This window comes from Chryseobacterium sp. 3008163, from assembly GCF_003669035.1.
GTDB lineage: Bacteria > Bacteroidota > Bacteroidia > Flavobacteriales > Weeksellaceae > Chryseobacterium.
In genome coordinates, this window is record NZ_CP033070.1 from 829,214 (window position 1) to 843,526 (window position 14,313).

Genomic DNA, 14,313 nt, shown 5'->3' on the forward strand with positions numbered 1-14,313 from the left:
AAGATTAATTTCATTATTAATTTTCCAGATATAATTTAAGGCTTTGTCCAATAATTTCGTTCCAACCTTGGGTAAAACTTTCTTTAGCAAATCCTTCGCCTAAATCCTTCAATTTTTCAGTTCCTTCATGAGTTAATGTCACAAGAGTTCCGTTTGCATCAGACTCTAAATCCCAAGTCACAAAAGTTTTTTCATCAGAAAAATTGGGATAAAACCACGAGTGTTTCAATTTTTGATTTGGAATAGCTTCAATGATCTCAATCGTATGAAGATATTTTTTTTCTTCACCCGGCTCATAAAAATTAAAAGACTGTCCAACTTCGGCTTCAAAATCTGCAATATCAAAATACCATGATGGCAATTCGTTTTTATCAGTCAATGCTTTCCAAACTTTTTCAATGGGTGCGTTGATTTTCTTTTTGATAATGATTGAATCTTCCATGTGAATTTTTTTAATGAATATTTGTCCTAACTTTTATTTTAACGCAAAGTTCAATTAGATTTTTTCAAATTAAACCAATATAATTTAGCCAAATCCTCAAGAGAAACAATGATTTAAGAGTGACTAAATCCTGTAATTTTAGCTTCATCAAAATCCAGCTGCATTTCAATCGTTCTCATCACATGATCGTCGAATATTTTATCACGCTTCATACGGTGAAGTTCGTTTCTCTGCGCCTGAATAACCTGCCTCAAAACATCTTTATTTTCGTTCATTGCGGATGCATAATCTACTGCAGAGCCCATGCATTGTGCTTTGTCAGCAATTAACTTCATTTCATTTTCCAGCTTGTAAATTTGATGTCTCACGAGACTATTGCTTTCAGATAATTCAGAAAAATCTGTAGTCAATTTCTGAAGTGCTGTCTCTTTTAATTTCTTCAGTAAAATTGCTTCCTGCTTTTCTTCCGGCAGTTCGCTTCCGGCATCATCAACTTTTAAAAATTTTAAAATTGGCGAAAGCATCAAACCTTGTCCAACTAAAGTTATCAAAATTATTACGAAAGTCACGAATAAAATAATATTACGATGCGGAAATGCTTCCCCGTTTGGTAAAACGCAGGAATGGAAAGCGCCGCAGCTAATGAAACTACTCCTCGCATCGCTGCAAAACTAATGATAAACGGTTCTCGCCAATCAGGTTTTGGGTTTTCTGACCTTAATTTTTTAGATAAAAACCACGGAAAATACATCACACTGTAACTGTAAACCAATCTTGTTAAAATAATCGCTCCACCGATTACAATACTGTAAAATATTCCTTCTGAAATGGTATAATCTTTCATTGCAGCGACTACAATCGGTAATTCAAGACCAATTAAGATAAAAATAATCGTATTCATCAGAAAAATAAGAACACTCCAGACATTGCCGGACTGAATTCTTGAAGTGTGACTAAGATAGCAATGCGAATTGTATGACATCAGTAATCCGCCTGCCACAACTGCTAACACCCCGGAAAAATGAAAATGCTCTGCACCAACATACATGATGTAAGGTACAATTAATGTAATTACAGTGTCAATATTTGAGTTGGAAGGAATTAACCTAAGAAAAAATCCGAAAAGGAACCCAAAGGCGACTCCAATTGCGATTCCGCCAACTGCCATAATGAAGAAATCACCAATCGCATCTCTCCAGATGAACTGTCCGGAAATCACTGCAGCTAGGGCAAATTTAAATACAATTAAACTCGATGCATCATTAATCAAACTTTCACCTTCCAAAATACTGGTGATCTTCTTTGGAATTTTCATATGTTTTAAAACAGACGTTGCCGCAACTGCATCTGGAGGAGAGTTTACACCACCTAACAAAAATCCCATCGCTACCGTCAATCCAGGAATTATTGAGGATGAAAGATAAGCAACAACCACTGAGGTCAGAAATACCAATCCGAAAGCCATAGAAAAAATCTGTTTTCTCCATTTATGAAAATCTTGCCACGAGGTGAACCATGCCGCTTCAAATAAAATGGGTGGAAGAAAAATCAGAAAGACTAAATCCGGCTCAATTTCTATGTGCGGCATTCTCGGTACAAGGCTGATGATTAATCCGGCAATCACCAGAAAAATAGGATAAGCTACTTTCAGCTTCTGCCCTATCATCACGAGGATCATTACAGACAATAAGACTGCAATGGATATGGTAACGTAAGTATGGATCATGGATTTTTTATTTTAATTTTTATTACTAAAAATGAACTTCATTTGAGTTTGGAGATTAACTCATAGCTCTTTATAATACAATTTGGTTGATCGGAGTAATTGCCGGCGGAAGATCACTCTCATCCAGCATATCTCTCATATCAATCTCTATCGTAAGGCTTATTTGCGTAATCGGAACGTCATTCGGGCTTCCTTCAAAAGGATTTACAGAAGCTTCTCCTACGCTGTCTAAAGTATGAAAACACCAAGTCACCAAAAGAGAAAACGGAATATTAAACCACAAAGTGTAGTTCTCAAGAGCTGTTCCATCACCCATTTTTGCAAATTCTTTTACCAAACCGAAAGGCACAAAACGATGAATAAAATCAAAAGATATGTCGTAATGGAAGAGAAGTTCCTCGGATATGGAAAATTCTTAATTCTTTCTGCTTTGCCTTGATCATCAGTAAATTTCACCAATTGCTGATTAATCTGCGACCATTGAAAATCATTGATTTCACCATTTGCATAAGCCTCAGAAAGCTCTTTACTTTGCAAAGCCATCAATTGTGTTGCACGGTTTTTTTTGCTTAAAATATATTTCAGTTCGTCTTCTACAAGATATTTTTTTAGTTCATCTTCTATTTTAAAAGTTCGTTCCTGAATTTCATATTTTTTCGCATATTCTTCAAACTGAGCAACATTCATACTTTCCCATGCTCTTGGTTCTCTCAACTGAAAACGTAGTGCCGTCAACCAAGCATAATGACGTTCAAACATTGCTTTTACTTTAACCGGATTTTTACCCGATAATGAATCTCTTAAAATATACCCGAAACTCCTGCTGTCATTGATAATTGCTCCGTAAATCTGTCTGGCTTCCCAAAGACGGCTGTAACTCGCATTATTTTTAAATCCGACAATAAAAGCAACTGCAGTACCCATAATTGCGATTGGTTGCCACGGAAACGAAAGAAAGGTAAATCCAAAATAATATAAAAGCGTAGGAATTATTGCTAAAATCAATAGAATATAGATACTTCTTTTAGTCCAAACTATAAATTCTATGGCGCTGAATCTTTTTCCTGAATGCATTTGTTTAGTTTTTGTGTTTTAAAGGTATTCAATTTTAATTTCTTGTGAACGGAATATTGTTGTAAAAACCAATCTGTATCTGTCCTCGGTTTTTGTTTTCCTGAATCTGATTCATGTAGCCAGCTTCGATTCTCATGTTTTTGTTGATAACGAATCCTAAAGCACCATAAACACGATTTCTATCGAAACCCGGACTATCTAAATGCAGAAAAATCTCATTATAGGCAGAAACATACAGAGTTTTTGGAAGCATTTCTTTATTGGTAACAGGAATATTTAAACCCAATAAATAACGGAATCTCATTCTGAAATCATCCTGTAAAAAACGTTCTTCCAAACGGTAACGATGCTGAAGATTGAATCTTCCAAATTTCTGTTTAGTAATGTACTGCTGGAAAATACGGTGTTCGATATTCTCAGTTTTTTCACCTTTAACGTAAGGCTGACTCAAAATAAAACCGTAACCTAGTAAAATATTGTTGTTGTTTTCGGTTAAATCATACCCAATTCCGGTACGGATGAGAAGTTGCTCTAAATCACCAATTCCATTAAAATTACGGTATTGAATTTCATTATGGAAATTCAGTTTTTTACTGATTTTATTATTTCCGAAATACATATACCATGCCCCAAGACTATTATCTTGTGCAAAAGAATATGCTGAAATACTTATAAAAAAAATAGCGTCAACTGCCTGAAAACCTTCATGTCTTACTTCTTTATTATTACTATCTATCAAAATATCAAATTTAATACTTTTAATCAATAATAACAAATAATAAATCTAAGTTTATAAAATTCTCAGGCAGGAGATAAGTTGAGATTAAGAAGGAACTTTTTCTACTAAAATATCTTTTCCTTTTTTGTCAAAATAAGTGCAGGTCATATCATTCAAATCCATTTTCCAGCCTTCCACTCCATTTTCTGCACAGTCTTTACAAAAAGTCATGTAATCTGTGCCGCCTTGCTGATGAAGTTTTAACTGAATTTTAAAATTTTCAAGATTCAAGTTTTCTAAAATTTGTAAAACATCATATTTACTTCCTGTTTTTGCTGAATGATTTTCTGTATCGAAATATTCTGTGTTCCCGTCTGAAACATAAGCCGTGTAATGTGAAACACCAAGATTTTTTATAGCCTGAATGTATTTAGGAAAATCTGCTCCGCTTTTTACTTTTTGGTGTTCTGCTTTGATTTCTTCAATTGTGAATTTCATTTGTTTGTATTTAATTATAAAAAATTTAGGAGAGCAAATATATTTAAAATGAAAACCGACAAATCAATTTGTCGGTTATTTTTTACTATTTATCGTATTTAAAAAATAAATATTAAGGATGTTGCTGCATTTTCGCAGGATCGTCATAATTAACCATCCAATTGATGCCAAACTGATCGGCAAACATCCCGAAATATGCACCCCAGAAAGTATCTGCAAGAGGCATAGTAACTTGTCCGCCCTTAGATAATCCGTTGAATAATTTATCTGCTTCTTCTTTAGAATCTGCATTAATTGAAACTGAAAAATTGTTTCCCACTTTTAGACTTGAAGCCCATTCTCCACCTGTATCGCTTCCCATTAATACTGTTTCTTTAGAAATCGGAAGGGTAACATGCATGATTTTGTCTTTTTCTTCATCAGGCATTTCTTTTCCTTCCTGCGGAGGCATTTCGCCAAAAGTTCCGATGTATGGAAATTCACCGCCAAAGACTGATTTGTAAAATTCAAATGCCTGTCTGCAATTTCCGTTGAATGTAAGATAAACGTTTACTGTTGCCATAATTTTTATTTAAAAGTTTTTGTGTTTATTATTTTTGGTTGATAGTTGATAGTTGATAGTTGATAGTTGATAGTGAAAATATGTTATTCCATTACTTATTAATCATTACCCCATTACTTATTTTTAATTATCTATGTTGGTCTATTAAGATCATATTTCCGTCAGGGTCTTTCAGGAAAATATGTTCGGGGCCGGAAGTTGTTTCGTCGGCTTCTTTTTCTAATGCAACCTGATGTTCTTTCAGATGTTTCTGAATTTCTCTAACATCATCAAAGGCTTCGAGATTCTGAGCATTCTCGTCCCAGCCCGGATTGAAAGTCAGCATATTTCCGTCAAACATTGCCTGGAAAAGACCAATCAATGTACTGTCGTTTTTCATGATCAAATAATTGCTTTCCATACTTCCACCCATTTGGGTGAAGCCTAGTTTTTCATAAAAATCTTTAGACTTTTCTAAATCCTTCACACTTAAGCTGATGGAGAATGCTCCTAATTTCATATTTTGATGTTTTTTGGTTGTATGTTGAATTAATTTAAACGCAAAGCTCGCAAAGTTTTTTAACTACTAGCTATTTTTAAGTTCGCAAAACGAAGTTTCGCCGATTCAAATAAATAATTTTAGATTGAGGCAAAGGCGTTTAACTACGTCGAATCTTCGATTTCACTTATTAAAGAACACAAAGTTGTCACTTGTATCATTTAAACTTAATGATTGAAAACATTTTGTCTCATTTACGGTAAAACCTATTTTTTGCTTAAAGCCAATTTATATCCTGCTAAAACCAATCCCCAAACCAAGATTCCTAAAACCCAAAACCAGATTGGAGTTGGCAAAACAACCATATTGTAAATTGTGAAAGAAAGGAAAATAAGTCCGCAAATAATTGCTGCTGTAGGTTTTCCGTTTTTTGCAATTTTTGTAGAAATAAAACCCGAAACCAAAGCTCCCAAAGCATATCCCACAATAACCATAAACTTGCCCAAGAATGGTAAATTTTCAATATATGATTTAAAAGCTTCCATATCATTCGCCTTCATCCCGGCAGGATACGGATGCAAAATATGATTAAGTGTTTCTACTCCCCAAACGCAAACAGAACCGGCAATAATTCCTGCAATAACTCCTAAAATGACTCTTAACATGATTATTGGTTTTTTAAATTAGTTTTAAAATCTAAAGTTCCGTCATAGCTTTTCCAGTTTCCTGTAAATTCGATGTTGGGATTTTCAATTTTTTCTGTTTTTTTGTTCCATTGAAATGTATACACAAATTTTCCTGTGAAAATACCGGAATGTTTTCCTTTATTCTCTTCAACCAGCTCATAATCGCCAAAAACAATTCCTTTTTTCTTACCGTCTTTGTATTTGGTGATCGTTAATTTACCTTCATATTTCGATGTATTATTATCAACCACAGAATATCCTGAAACAAAATATTCCTGATCATTTTTTTTGTTCTGTTCAGAAATTTCTATTTTCAGTTTAATGGTTTCATTTTCATTGCCAATCGTTCCGATGTAGGGTTTTGACTGATTCAGCCAAATATTTGAAATATTGGGCATTTGAGCAAAAACAAAATTGGATGCGAGAACGAGAATAAGTAAAAGTTTTTTCATTGTATTTTTTATTTAAATATCACTTTGGAAATGTCGGTATGATAAAAATTAGCAAACCAAAAATCCGTCTTTTTACCGTTTTCAAAATTTTCAAACACTCCTTTAAAGGTTGTATTGGAAAATTTGCTGATGCTATTCATTTCTTTTGTCGTCTGAATTCGAAACTTACCTTTAAAAATACCATCATCAATATCTGGCTGAGTTCCGTTTAATTGAAAATCACCGAAAACTAACATTAGATCACGTGAATCTTTTACATTAAATACATAATTAAAAGTGAGTTTCCCTAAACACGTCAAAGTTTTCCCATTTAATGTGTAGACTCCTTTTACCAGATAATTTTCCGGTTTTTTGGAATCTTTTATGACTGAAAAAAATTTGACATCTATTTTCCCGGCATTCATTTCACCGTCAAAACCCAATTTTTCATTAAGAATTATTTTGCTAAAATCTTTATCTTTTAAAGGAAAATCATTAGACTGAGCATAGAAAATAAAAAATGGAAACAGTAAAAATAAAATTGTTTTCATTTTAAAATACTAAACTCCAAACTGAGATAAATGGTGATTCAAATGTTTTGCAAACATATTGTTCCATTCGTCTGACTTTAATTTTCCGAAAGAAAACGATTCTTTCTCATGAAACGCTGATGCTCCCAATTGTTGTGTTTTTTGGATAAAACCAATTAATCTTTTTTTCTCATCATCAAAATTTCTTCTTCCTGTGATTACAAACTGCGGTGCCGTTGGAGAATCTCTTGGGTAAGCTTTATCGCCAACCACTTTAGACTTCACAAATGATTTTAGGATAAATTTTGCGATGGCTCCCGGTTTTTTATGTTTTTCCGGTTCGTAAACCATTTCGTAACTGATACAACAGTGTGCCAACATCTGATCGACCGTCATTCTGCCCCACAAACCGTGTGTATCTTCCACTAAATTATTTATTCTATTGATGTAATTCTGAGCGTCTTTCGCATCAAATACGTTTTCCATAGCTTATTAAATTGTATATGAACAAATATAATATTATTTCGGATGATTTTAAAAATTGTTTTCAATCTTCAATTGTGAATTATTGAACACCCATTGCTTCAAATCGCAATAAAAAAACTCCCCACAAAATCTGTGAGGAGCTGATTATTTTGAGGTAGTTACAATCTATTTCTGAACTGCTTTTTTCATCGCAGCATCAGGTCGTAAAACCCTATAACGGACTTCCATATCTTTAGGAACATAGAAAACCAAAGGCAATTTGCTGTTGTATCTTACAATTTCAGGCTGTAAAGAAACAAATTTCTTCGTCTTCTTCTGATCCGGACAACCCATCAAAGTTCCGCCCGTTTCACCGTTAGATTCTACTTCATAATAGTTATAACCCCAACCTTGCAAATCCTGAGTTGTTACTTTCCCCATCAGAAAATGTTTGTTGCAATCAAGTAGTTTTTCAACACCAACAAAAAATTCGACTTTTAAATCACTTTCGTTTTTTGCGATAGGCAATTGAATATACACTTGCTTAAATCCTTCTTTAGCTTTTGGAAACATATCGATTTGAAGCTTTTCAAATTTTTCTTTTTTCATCTTCTGAGCAGAAACATTGCCTACTACAAACATCATCAATACTACAGATATTGCTTTTAAAAATTTCATAATTGTTTGATTTAAAATTTACAATTTCCTTACAGTCAAAAACTATTCCACAATTTTCACATTAGTGCCTTTCGTATGAGCATTCATCTGCGGTGCATAATAGTTTTGCATAGTTGTAATTCCATTCGAGAATTTCCCGGATGCATTCGCAACATAATCATATTCAAAAACATATTTCCCTTTCGGCATGTACTGAATATAGAAATTGGTAGACGCATCTTTTGTCGACTGGTAATATCCTAAATTATTTTTCCACTGATAACCTGAAATGACATCTAGAGGCTCCAATCCTGCAGCTCGCATATCTTTGATATGAATAAACTCCATCGCACGATCGGTATTTAAAATCATTCTTACCGTCACTTTATCCCCAACTTTCAAAGGAGTTTCAGGAGATATTTTTTGCAATTCTTCACCATTGACGGTTTTGATTTTTTTATACAATTCTTTCGTTATGGATATGTAATTCTCAGAAGATTTTATTTTATCTAAATCTTCATAATATTGCCAGAATAATCCGCCCTGAACAATTCCTGCGCCTGGTTTTGTAACGGTTACCGTGGCTAAATTTTTATCTAAAACATCGGTTTTCAAAGTAAATTTTACATAACCTGTCGCCTGAGTTTCCGGTTTTAATTCTTTTCCGCCCCAAACGATGGTTGCTTTGTCGCTGTCTGCTGACGTCCATGATTTTCCTGAATTTAAAATCGTAAAAATTACTTCCGAAGTTCCTCTTGAACTTCCCCAAGAATTCACTTCTTTCTGCGTGATTAACCAGATTTTCAGGTCTTCGATGAATTTCTGATCATTTGGTTTCAATTTATTGAAAGTTTCCAAAGCTCCTGCATGATTCACTACTTTAGAACTGAACCAGCCCCAATCATCAAGATTTTGTTTCCAGTAGATGCCTTGTGTTTTTGAATCTACTGAAGTTTCTTTTAAATAATTTAATAGTTTATCTGAAACATCTTTCAAGCCATAATCGCTCATCAACAAAGCTAAACGATGCAATCCGAAGAATGTAAAATCAGTGATTTTTGTTGTTTTGGCTTTTTGTTTTACCAAAGATTTTAAGGTTGCTCCTTTTTCTTTTAACGGATATTGTTTTTCCCAATAGTTTCGGGTGTCGAGATAGTCTAAAGTCCAATTGTTGATGACGTTTTCTTTCTTGACATCAGTATATTTATTGATTTCATTATCAACATATTGAACCAATTTCGAAACCAATTCTTTTTGTTCTGAAGATTGATAATCTTTCACATTATCTTTTAACCAAACGTTGATTTTTCCAAGATTTTTAAGAATATACAGCGACGTTCCATACGAACTCGGATAGCCCTGATACCAAGAGAAACCACCGTCAGGATTTTGAAGCTTTTTAAAATCATCCCAATCCTGATTGATTGAATTTTTCATCGTATTGACATCAAACAACAATGCCAGTTTCTGCATCTGTTCATCTTCATTTTTACTTTCCAGAACCCATGGAGTTTCATCCAGCAACAGTTGTTTCAGTTCCTGATTTTTTTCAAGATTTGAATTTAACAATCCTTTGCTTTGATATTCTTCGAAAACAGTTTTCAATTTCGGATTGGCTTTAAAAATTTCCGAAGCCAAAACATCGGCAAACCATTTGTTGAAAATAACATCTGCAGAATTATTCTGGTCATTTTTCAAACTTGGAAGTGCAAACATAATCTCCCAAATCGGGTTCGTCGTCAACTCCAAAGTATTTGATAAATTCGATAAGGTCGTTGAATTGGTATATTTAAGGTTTTCTAAAACAAAAGTTTTTGTTTCGCCTTCTTTCACAAAAATTGGCAAAGCGTCTGTAACCAACATTCTGTTTGGAAGAATGGCGATTGCTTTTTGTTCGCCGTCAGAATATTGATCGGCTTTTGCAACCACTTTCAGAATGATTGATGAAACGTTATTCGGAACTTTTACTTTCCACGTTAACGATGAATTTCCGTTTTCGTCTAATGAGAAAGATTGTTCTTTATTATAACCGGAAACTGCAGTCAACGAACTCAACCCAAATTTCTCAGAAATATCTTCGTTTGTGAAAGCATCAAGAATCTGCAGTTGTGCAGAACCGTTTAACTTTTTGCTGGTTAAATTGGATAGTTTAGATTGAAGATTCAACTCATCGCCTTCTCTCAAAAATCTTGGATAATTCGGAGTAACTGAAAATTCTTTCTGTGTCACCACTTCTTTTTCCAATGTTGCAGCTCTTGCGTCTTTTGTATGCGCTAAGAACATTAATTTCCATTTAGTTAGAGCTTCGGGAGAAGTAAATTCGAAGTTGACGTTTCCATCGGAATCTGTTTTTAAATCAGGATAGAAAAATGCGGTTTCGTTTAGATTTTGACGGACTGGGATTTCATCCATTTTTTCCATAATCGGCAATCCATTCTCATCAAGAGCTACATCTGTATACTCTTTTTTCTCTTGCTCAGTTAATTGTCTTCCAGAATTCAAAATATCAATTGCAGCATCGTCCGTTCTCACAGATTCTAATTTCATTGTTGGAGAACTTGATCTTTTTGCTGCGACCATTGGTGCTGGAGCAGCGCTATTTTTCACAGAACCCCCTGCTACTCTGCCTTGCAATTCATACATTACATTTCTATCAAACCAATTAAACTGCGGAACATCTACATATTTCCCATTAAAATATTCCATTCTGCTTTGGAAGTATTTTTCTTCAAGATTATTACCAATACGATAAGAAGATGTTATTGAAAATGGTGAGTACAGTTGTTCCCAGAAAAAATTATTCATAGCAAAATGATCCAAAGACATATCGTACATATTTGCCAAAACTTCAGCATTGATCTTTTCTCTAGCATTTCCTGAAATTTTTACCGACCATTTTTCCTTAGAATTCGGTTCTATTTTATCTCTAAAAGTTGTGGTTTCAATTTTTAAAATTTGTTCGCTATCTTTTATTTTTAAATCAACAATTTCTGTCTGCACATCATTGAATGCCACAATCTGGAACTGAAGATTCAAACTGTTGACATTTTTATCTTTAGGAATATCAACAGAATATTCTAAAATTCCGTTGTTGAATTTGTAAACTTCAGAAACTGTTTCTCCTGAACCATCCTGCACAAAAATATTCACCAAAGCATCAGGAATTGCAGAATACACATAAATTTTCGCCTTTTCGCCTCTTGAAAATTCATTTTTCGGTTCTAAAACTGTTAAGAAAGTTTTCTGATTAGGTTTCAAAGATTTTTTATCCCAAACACTGAAGTTTTGTGTTGATTTTATCGTGTCTTTACCTTCAATATTATATAATTCTAGTTCATAATCTCCGGCTTCCAGTTTTCCTAAATCGAGGTTAGTTGACGGTTTTTGGTTGTCAGTTGTTGGTTGCTGAATTTTTTCAAAAACGATTGTTGATTTCCAGCTTTTAACTTCATCATTTTTATCATACAAATCGTGAAGGAATTTGCTGATAAATTCTTCTTTAGAAAATTTCGGAAGATTCTGAATTTCATGTTTAAAATTGCTTCTGAAAATCCTGTTTGGAGCTTCCAGTTTTGATAATTTCACCTGATAAGATTTTTTTAGATTTTGTTCGTTGTAATTTTTGGTTTCAACTTTTACTTTCACATTTTCGTCGGCAAAAGTATTTTTAATCTCATCAGTTTTGATGTAATGAGAAACTGAGGCAACTTTCAGATTGGTGTTTGCCATTTGCGTTTCTCCATTGATGTCGGTTGCCGAAGCACTGATCTGGTAATTATCAATTTGAATCCCTTCTAATTTTTCATCTTTTTTAAGTCTAATTTTATAATAAATTCTCCTTTCTCATTTGTTTTCACATCTCCAAGAATCGAGTTCTCATTATCGTTATCGTTGGGATACCATGGAAAATATCTCCAACGGATGTTTTGTTTTTTGATTTCATAATTGACGTTTGTATTGCTTAATGCAACTCCAGAAAACATCATTGCCTTTCCTTTCAGCTCGATAGTTTGTCCGTACTTATATTCATCTTTTACAGGTTCAAAAGTGACTTCAAATTTCGGGCGTTTATATTCTTCTACCTGAAAATACCTATGACCATTCGTCCCGCCGTCGGTTTGAATGAAAAATTGACCATTCAGTTTTCCTTTAGGCAAAACGAAACTTCCGTGATAAGAACCAAATTCGTTGGTCGTGAAATTCTGAACCACAACTTCCTGAGAATTGGCATCAAGTAATGTAATTTTCTGCTTCAATCCAGACGCAACAGCTTCAATTTCTTTGTCTATTTTAGTGTTGATTACTTTAAAATAAACCGTTTGACCTGGTCGGTAAATGGCTCTGTCTGTAAAAATCTGTGCTTTTGTACGGGTTTGTTTATTGGGATTATAGCCTTCAGCATTTCCGCGATTGCCATACACTTCCATAATCTGAAAGTCATTCGTTTTCGGTTGTTGAATTAAAAATGTTCTGTAGTAATCTGTACTTGCGGTATTCGGAAATTTGAAAACTCCTTTTTCGTCAGTTTTACCTGCAATTTTATTTAAAGTTTTGTTTTGTACAAATTCATGAAAAGTCAGATTTTCATTATTAATCGGTTTCCCATTTTCAGCATTGACCAATTTCAACTCATTAGAAAGTTGATTTCTATCATTTTTAGATTGATAGATAATCTTATGATTTGAAACTAAAAAATAAAAATTCTGATTACTATTTTCATCATCACTTTTTGCTCCTGAAACCTGATATTCTGCAACGTAAATCCCTGATGAAAGTGGTTTAATTTCCAATGACGTTTTGTGAAGCTGATAATCTTGAGGATCATTCAATTGAAAAACTTCTTTTCGCACCAACGTTTTTTTCACTTTAGAATACGCATCGTTATAAGGATTTCTTGAATATTGCATGAATGATTGAAGATTATCTTTCACTTCATAAATATTCACTGAAAATTCTTTGACATTTTTAAACTCCGCAACCAAATGAATAGGTTTATCCGGCTGGGTTTGCTGTTCATATTTTATACTTAAAAAGGATTAACAATCTGATTTTCTTTATTTTTAATATTTTCAATGAAAGGAGATTTCGGATATTGTGTTTTTGCCTGATTTCCTATTGCTAAAGCTTCTTTTTGTTTGTTTTTAATGATTAGTTCATTCATGATTTCTTCTATCACGAGAACTTTGTAATCGCCATCAATATTCGATTTAACTAAATTTTGAAGTTGCTCTAATTTATCTTTACATTGGGTAAACTGGCAATTCTCAGACAACTTCTGATGCATAAAATACAACTTAGAATTCCCTGAATTCTGAGTGATCAATTCATCAAAAATTGTATTGATTGTATTTCTGTTTTCGGTCAGTTCATTCTTTGTGAACAATCCATTATCCGATAAAAAACTCACTTTTTTTAACGAGTACCAATCCAGCAAAGTCGGGAAATATGCAATATCATTCGTATTAGTAAAAGCATCTTTATACTTTGCAAAAGACACTTTTTTCATTGGTTGGCTTTGTTGGTCAAGCTCTTTAAGATTTTTGCTTAAATAGTTTTTAAAATCAAGCTTACTCCATGTTTCAATTTGCGAAACATCCTGAGAATTCATGTTCGTTCTTCCGTTAATCTGCCAAGAATGCTCATTGTAATAATCGAACATAAAACCGGATAACAAAACTTTATACACCAAAAGATCATCCCCTTTCAGGTTCTTTTCTGCATTTTGAAGTTTTACAAAAAATTTTGAAGCCGAATCATTTTCATCATCATCTGAAGTCTGATTCACAATACTAAATTCCGCTTTCAAAGAACGGATCAGTTGCAGAGCATTATTTTCTTTCATGGCGTGATTTTGTATGTCTAAAATAGTAGGCAGAGTAGATTTAAAATTTCCTTTACCCGTGCTTTCTTGTACTTTTTTCCATTGCTGATCATAATAGTTTTGCGAAAAAACCAATGAAAAACTCAACAACAAAAGGAATAGGAACAAAATCTTTGAATATCTTTGCATAAGTGTTATTTTTACTAAATGAATTGCTTAAAAGTA

Annotated in this window: 14 protein-coding genes and 1 pseudogene; all 15 read right to left on the reverse strand. The window is 33.4% G+C overall.

Going from position 1 to position 14,313, the window contains the following annotated elements; translation table 11 throughout:
• Positions 1-16: 16 nt before the first annotated feature.
• The gene (locus EAG08_RS03590; protein WP_129534259.1) at positions 17-442 is read right to left on the reverse strand and encodes an SRPBCC domain-containing protein; all 426 of its coding nucleotides are present in this window, start codon (positions 440-442) and stop codon (positions 17-19) included.
• Positions 443-555: 113 nt separating this feature from the next.
• On the reverse strand, positions 556-993 hold the full coding sequence (locus EAG08_RS21775; RefSeq protein WP_228446743.1) for a hypothetical protein: 438 nt from the start codon (positions 991-993) through the stop codon (positions 556-558).
• Positions 994-1,007: 14 nt separating this feature from the next.
• Positions 1,008-2,168: a Na+/H+ antiporter gene (locus EAG08_RS03595; RefSeq protein ID WP_228446744.1), complete on the reverse strand. Its 1,161-nt coding sequence runs from the start codon at positions 2,166-2,168 to the stop codon at positions 1,008-1,010.
• Between the two features lie 70 nt (positions 2,169-2,238).
• Positions 2,239-2,484, reverse strand: coding sequence for a hypothetical protein (locus EAG08_RS21780; RefSeq protein ID WP_228446745.1), 246 nt, complete (start codon positions 2,482-2,484; stop codon positions 2,239-2,241).
• A 14-nt stretch (positions 2,485-2,498) separates the two neighbouring features.
• A complete protein-coding gene (locus EAG08_RS03600; RefSeq protein WP_228446746.1) occupies positions 2,499-3,242 on the reverse strand; it encodes a bestrophin family ion channel in 744 nt (247 codons plus the stop codon).
• Positions 3,243-3,276: 34 nt separating this feature from the next.
• Entirely contained in the window at positions 3,277-3,924 is a 648-nt protein-coding gene (locus EAG08_RS03605; protein WP_410493349.1) for a DUF2490 domain-containing protein, read from the reverse strand.
• 141 nt (positions 3,925-4,065) lie between these two features.
• Positions 4,066-4,458 carry a DUF1398 domain-containing protein gene (locus EAG08_RS03610; RefSeq protein WP_129534260.1) on the reverse strand — a complete coding sequence of 131 codons (393 nt, stop codon included), beginning with the start codon at positions 4,456-4,458 and terminating at the stop codon, positions 4,066-4,068.
• 112 nt (positions 4,459-4,570) lie between these two features.
• Positions 4,571-5,020, reverse strand: coding sequence for a VOC family protein (locus EAG08_RS03615; protein ID WP_129534261.1), 450 nt, complete (start codon positions 5,018-5,020; stop codon positions 4,571-4,573).
• Between the two features lie 127 nt (positions 5,021-5,147).
• On the reverse strand, positions 5,148-5,519 hold the full coding sequence (locus EAG08_RS03620) for a VOC family protein (protein ID WP_129534262.1): 372 nt from the start codon (positions 5,517-5,519) through the stop codon (positions 5,148-5,150).
• Between the two features lie 245 nt (positions 5,520-5,764).
• Positions 5,765-6,163, reverse strand: coding sequence for a hypothetical protein (locus EAG08_RS03625; protein ID WP_129534263.1), 399 nt, complete (start codon positions 6,161-6,163; stop codon positions 5,765-5,767).
• Between the two features lie 2 nt (positions 6,164-6,165).
• Positions 6,166-6,636 (reverse strand): hypothetical protein, encoded by a 471-nt coding sequence (locus EAG08_RS03630; protein ID WP_129534264.1) that lies wholly within the window; start codon positions 6,634-6,636, stop codon positions 6,166-6,168.
• Between the two features lie 8 nt (positions 6,637-6,644).
• On the reverse strand, positions 6,645-7,166 hold the full coding sequence (locus EAG08_RS03635; RefSeq protein WP_129534265.1) for a hypothetical protein: 522 nt from the start codon (positions 7,164-7,166) through the stop codon (positions 6,645-6,647).
• 9 nt (positions 7,167-7,175) lie between these two features.
• On the reverse strand, positions 7,176-7,631 hold the full coding sequence (locus EAG08_RS03640; RefSeq protein ID WP_129534266.1) for a DUF1569 domain-containing protein: 456 nt from the start codon (positions 7,629-7,631) through the stop codon (positions 7,176-7,178).
• Positions 7,632-7,796: 165 nt separating this feature from the next.
• A complete protein-coding gene (eco, locus tag EAG08_RS03645) occupies positions 7,797-8,288 on the reverse strand; it encodes a serine protease inhibitor ecotin (protein ID WP_129534267.1) in 492 nt (163 codons plus the stop codon).
• A 42-nt stretch (positions 8,289-8,330) separates the two neighbouring features.
• Positions 8,331-14,277: pseudogene (locus EAG08_RS23075) on the reverse strand (alpha-2-macroglobulin family protein).
• Positions 14,278-14,313: the final 36 nt, after the last annotated feature.

Bases quoted from the DNA above. Each gene is read 5' to 3' on its own strand.
- EAG08_RS03635 (WP_129534265.1), bottom strand. From the start codon at position 7,166: ATGAAAACAATTTTATTTTTACTGTTTCCATTTTTTATTTTCTATGCT.
- EAG08_RS03625 (WP_129534263.1), bottom strand. From the start codon at position 6,163: ATGTTAAGAGTCATTTTAGGAGTTATTGCAGGAATTATTGCCGGTTCT.
- EAG08_RS03595 (WP_228446744.1), bottom strand. From the start codon at position 2,168: ATGATCCATACTTACGTTACCATATCCATTGCAGTCTTATTGTCTGTA.
- EAG08_RS03615 (WP_129534261.1), bottom strand. From the start codon at position 5,020: ATGGCAACAGTAAACGTTTATCTTACATTCAACGGAAATTGCAGACAG.
- EAG08_RS03590 (WP_129534259.1), bottom strand. From the start codon at position 442: ATGGAAGATTCAATCATTATCAAAAAGAAAATCAACGCACCCATTGAA.
- EAG08_RS03600 (WP_228446746.1), bottom strand. From the start codon at position 3,242: ATGCATTCAGGAAAAAGATTCAGCGCCATAGAATTTATAGTTTGGACT.
- EAG08_RS03620 (WP_129534262.1), bottom strand. From the start codon at position 5,519: ATGAAATTAGGAGCATTCTCCATCAGCTTAAGTGTGAAGGATTTAGAA.
- EAG08_RS21780 (WP_228446745.1), bottom strand. From the start codon at position 2,484: ATGGGTGATGGAACAGCTCTTGAGAACTACACTTTGTGGTTTAATATT.
- EAG08_RS03640 (WP_129534266.1), bottom strand. From the start codon at position 7,631: ATGGAAAACGTATTTGATGCGAAAGACGCTCAGAATTACATCAATAGA.
- eco (WP_129534267.1), bottom strand. From the start codon at position 8,288: ATGAAATTTTTAAAAGCAATATCTGTAGTATTGATGATGTTTGTAGTA.
- EAG08_RS03630 (WP_129534264.1), bottom strand. From the start codon at position 6,636: ATGAAAAAACTTTTACTTATTCTCGTTCTCGCATCCAATTTTGTTTTT.
- EAG08_RS03610 (WP_129534260.1), bottom strand. From the start codon at position 4,458: ATGAAATTCACAATTGAAGAAATCAAAGCAGAACACCAAAAAGTAAAA.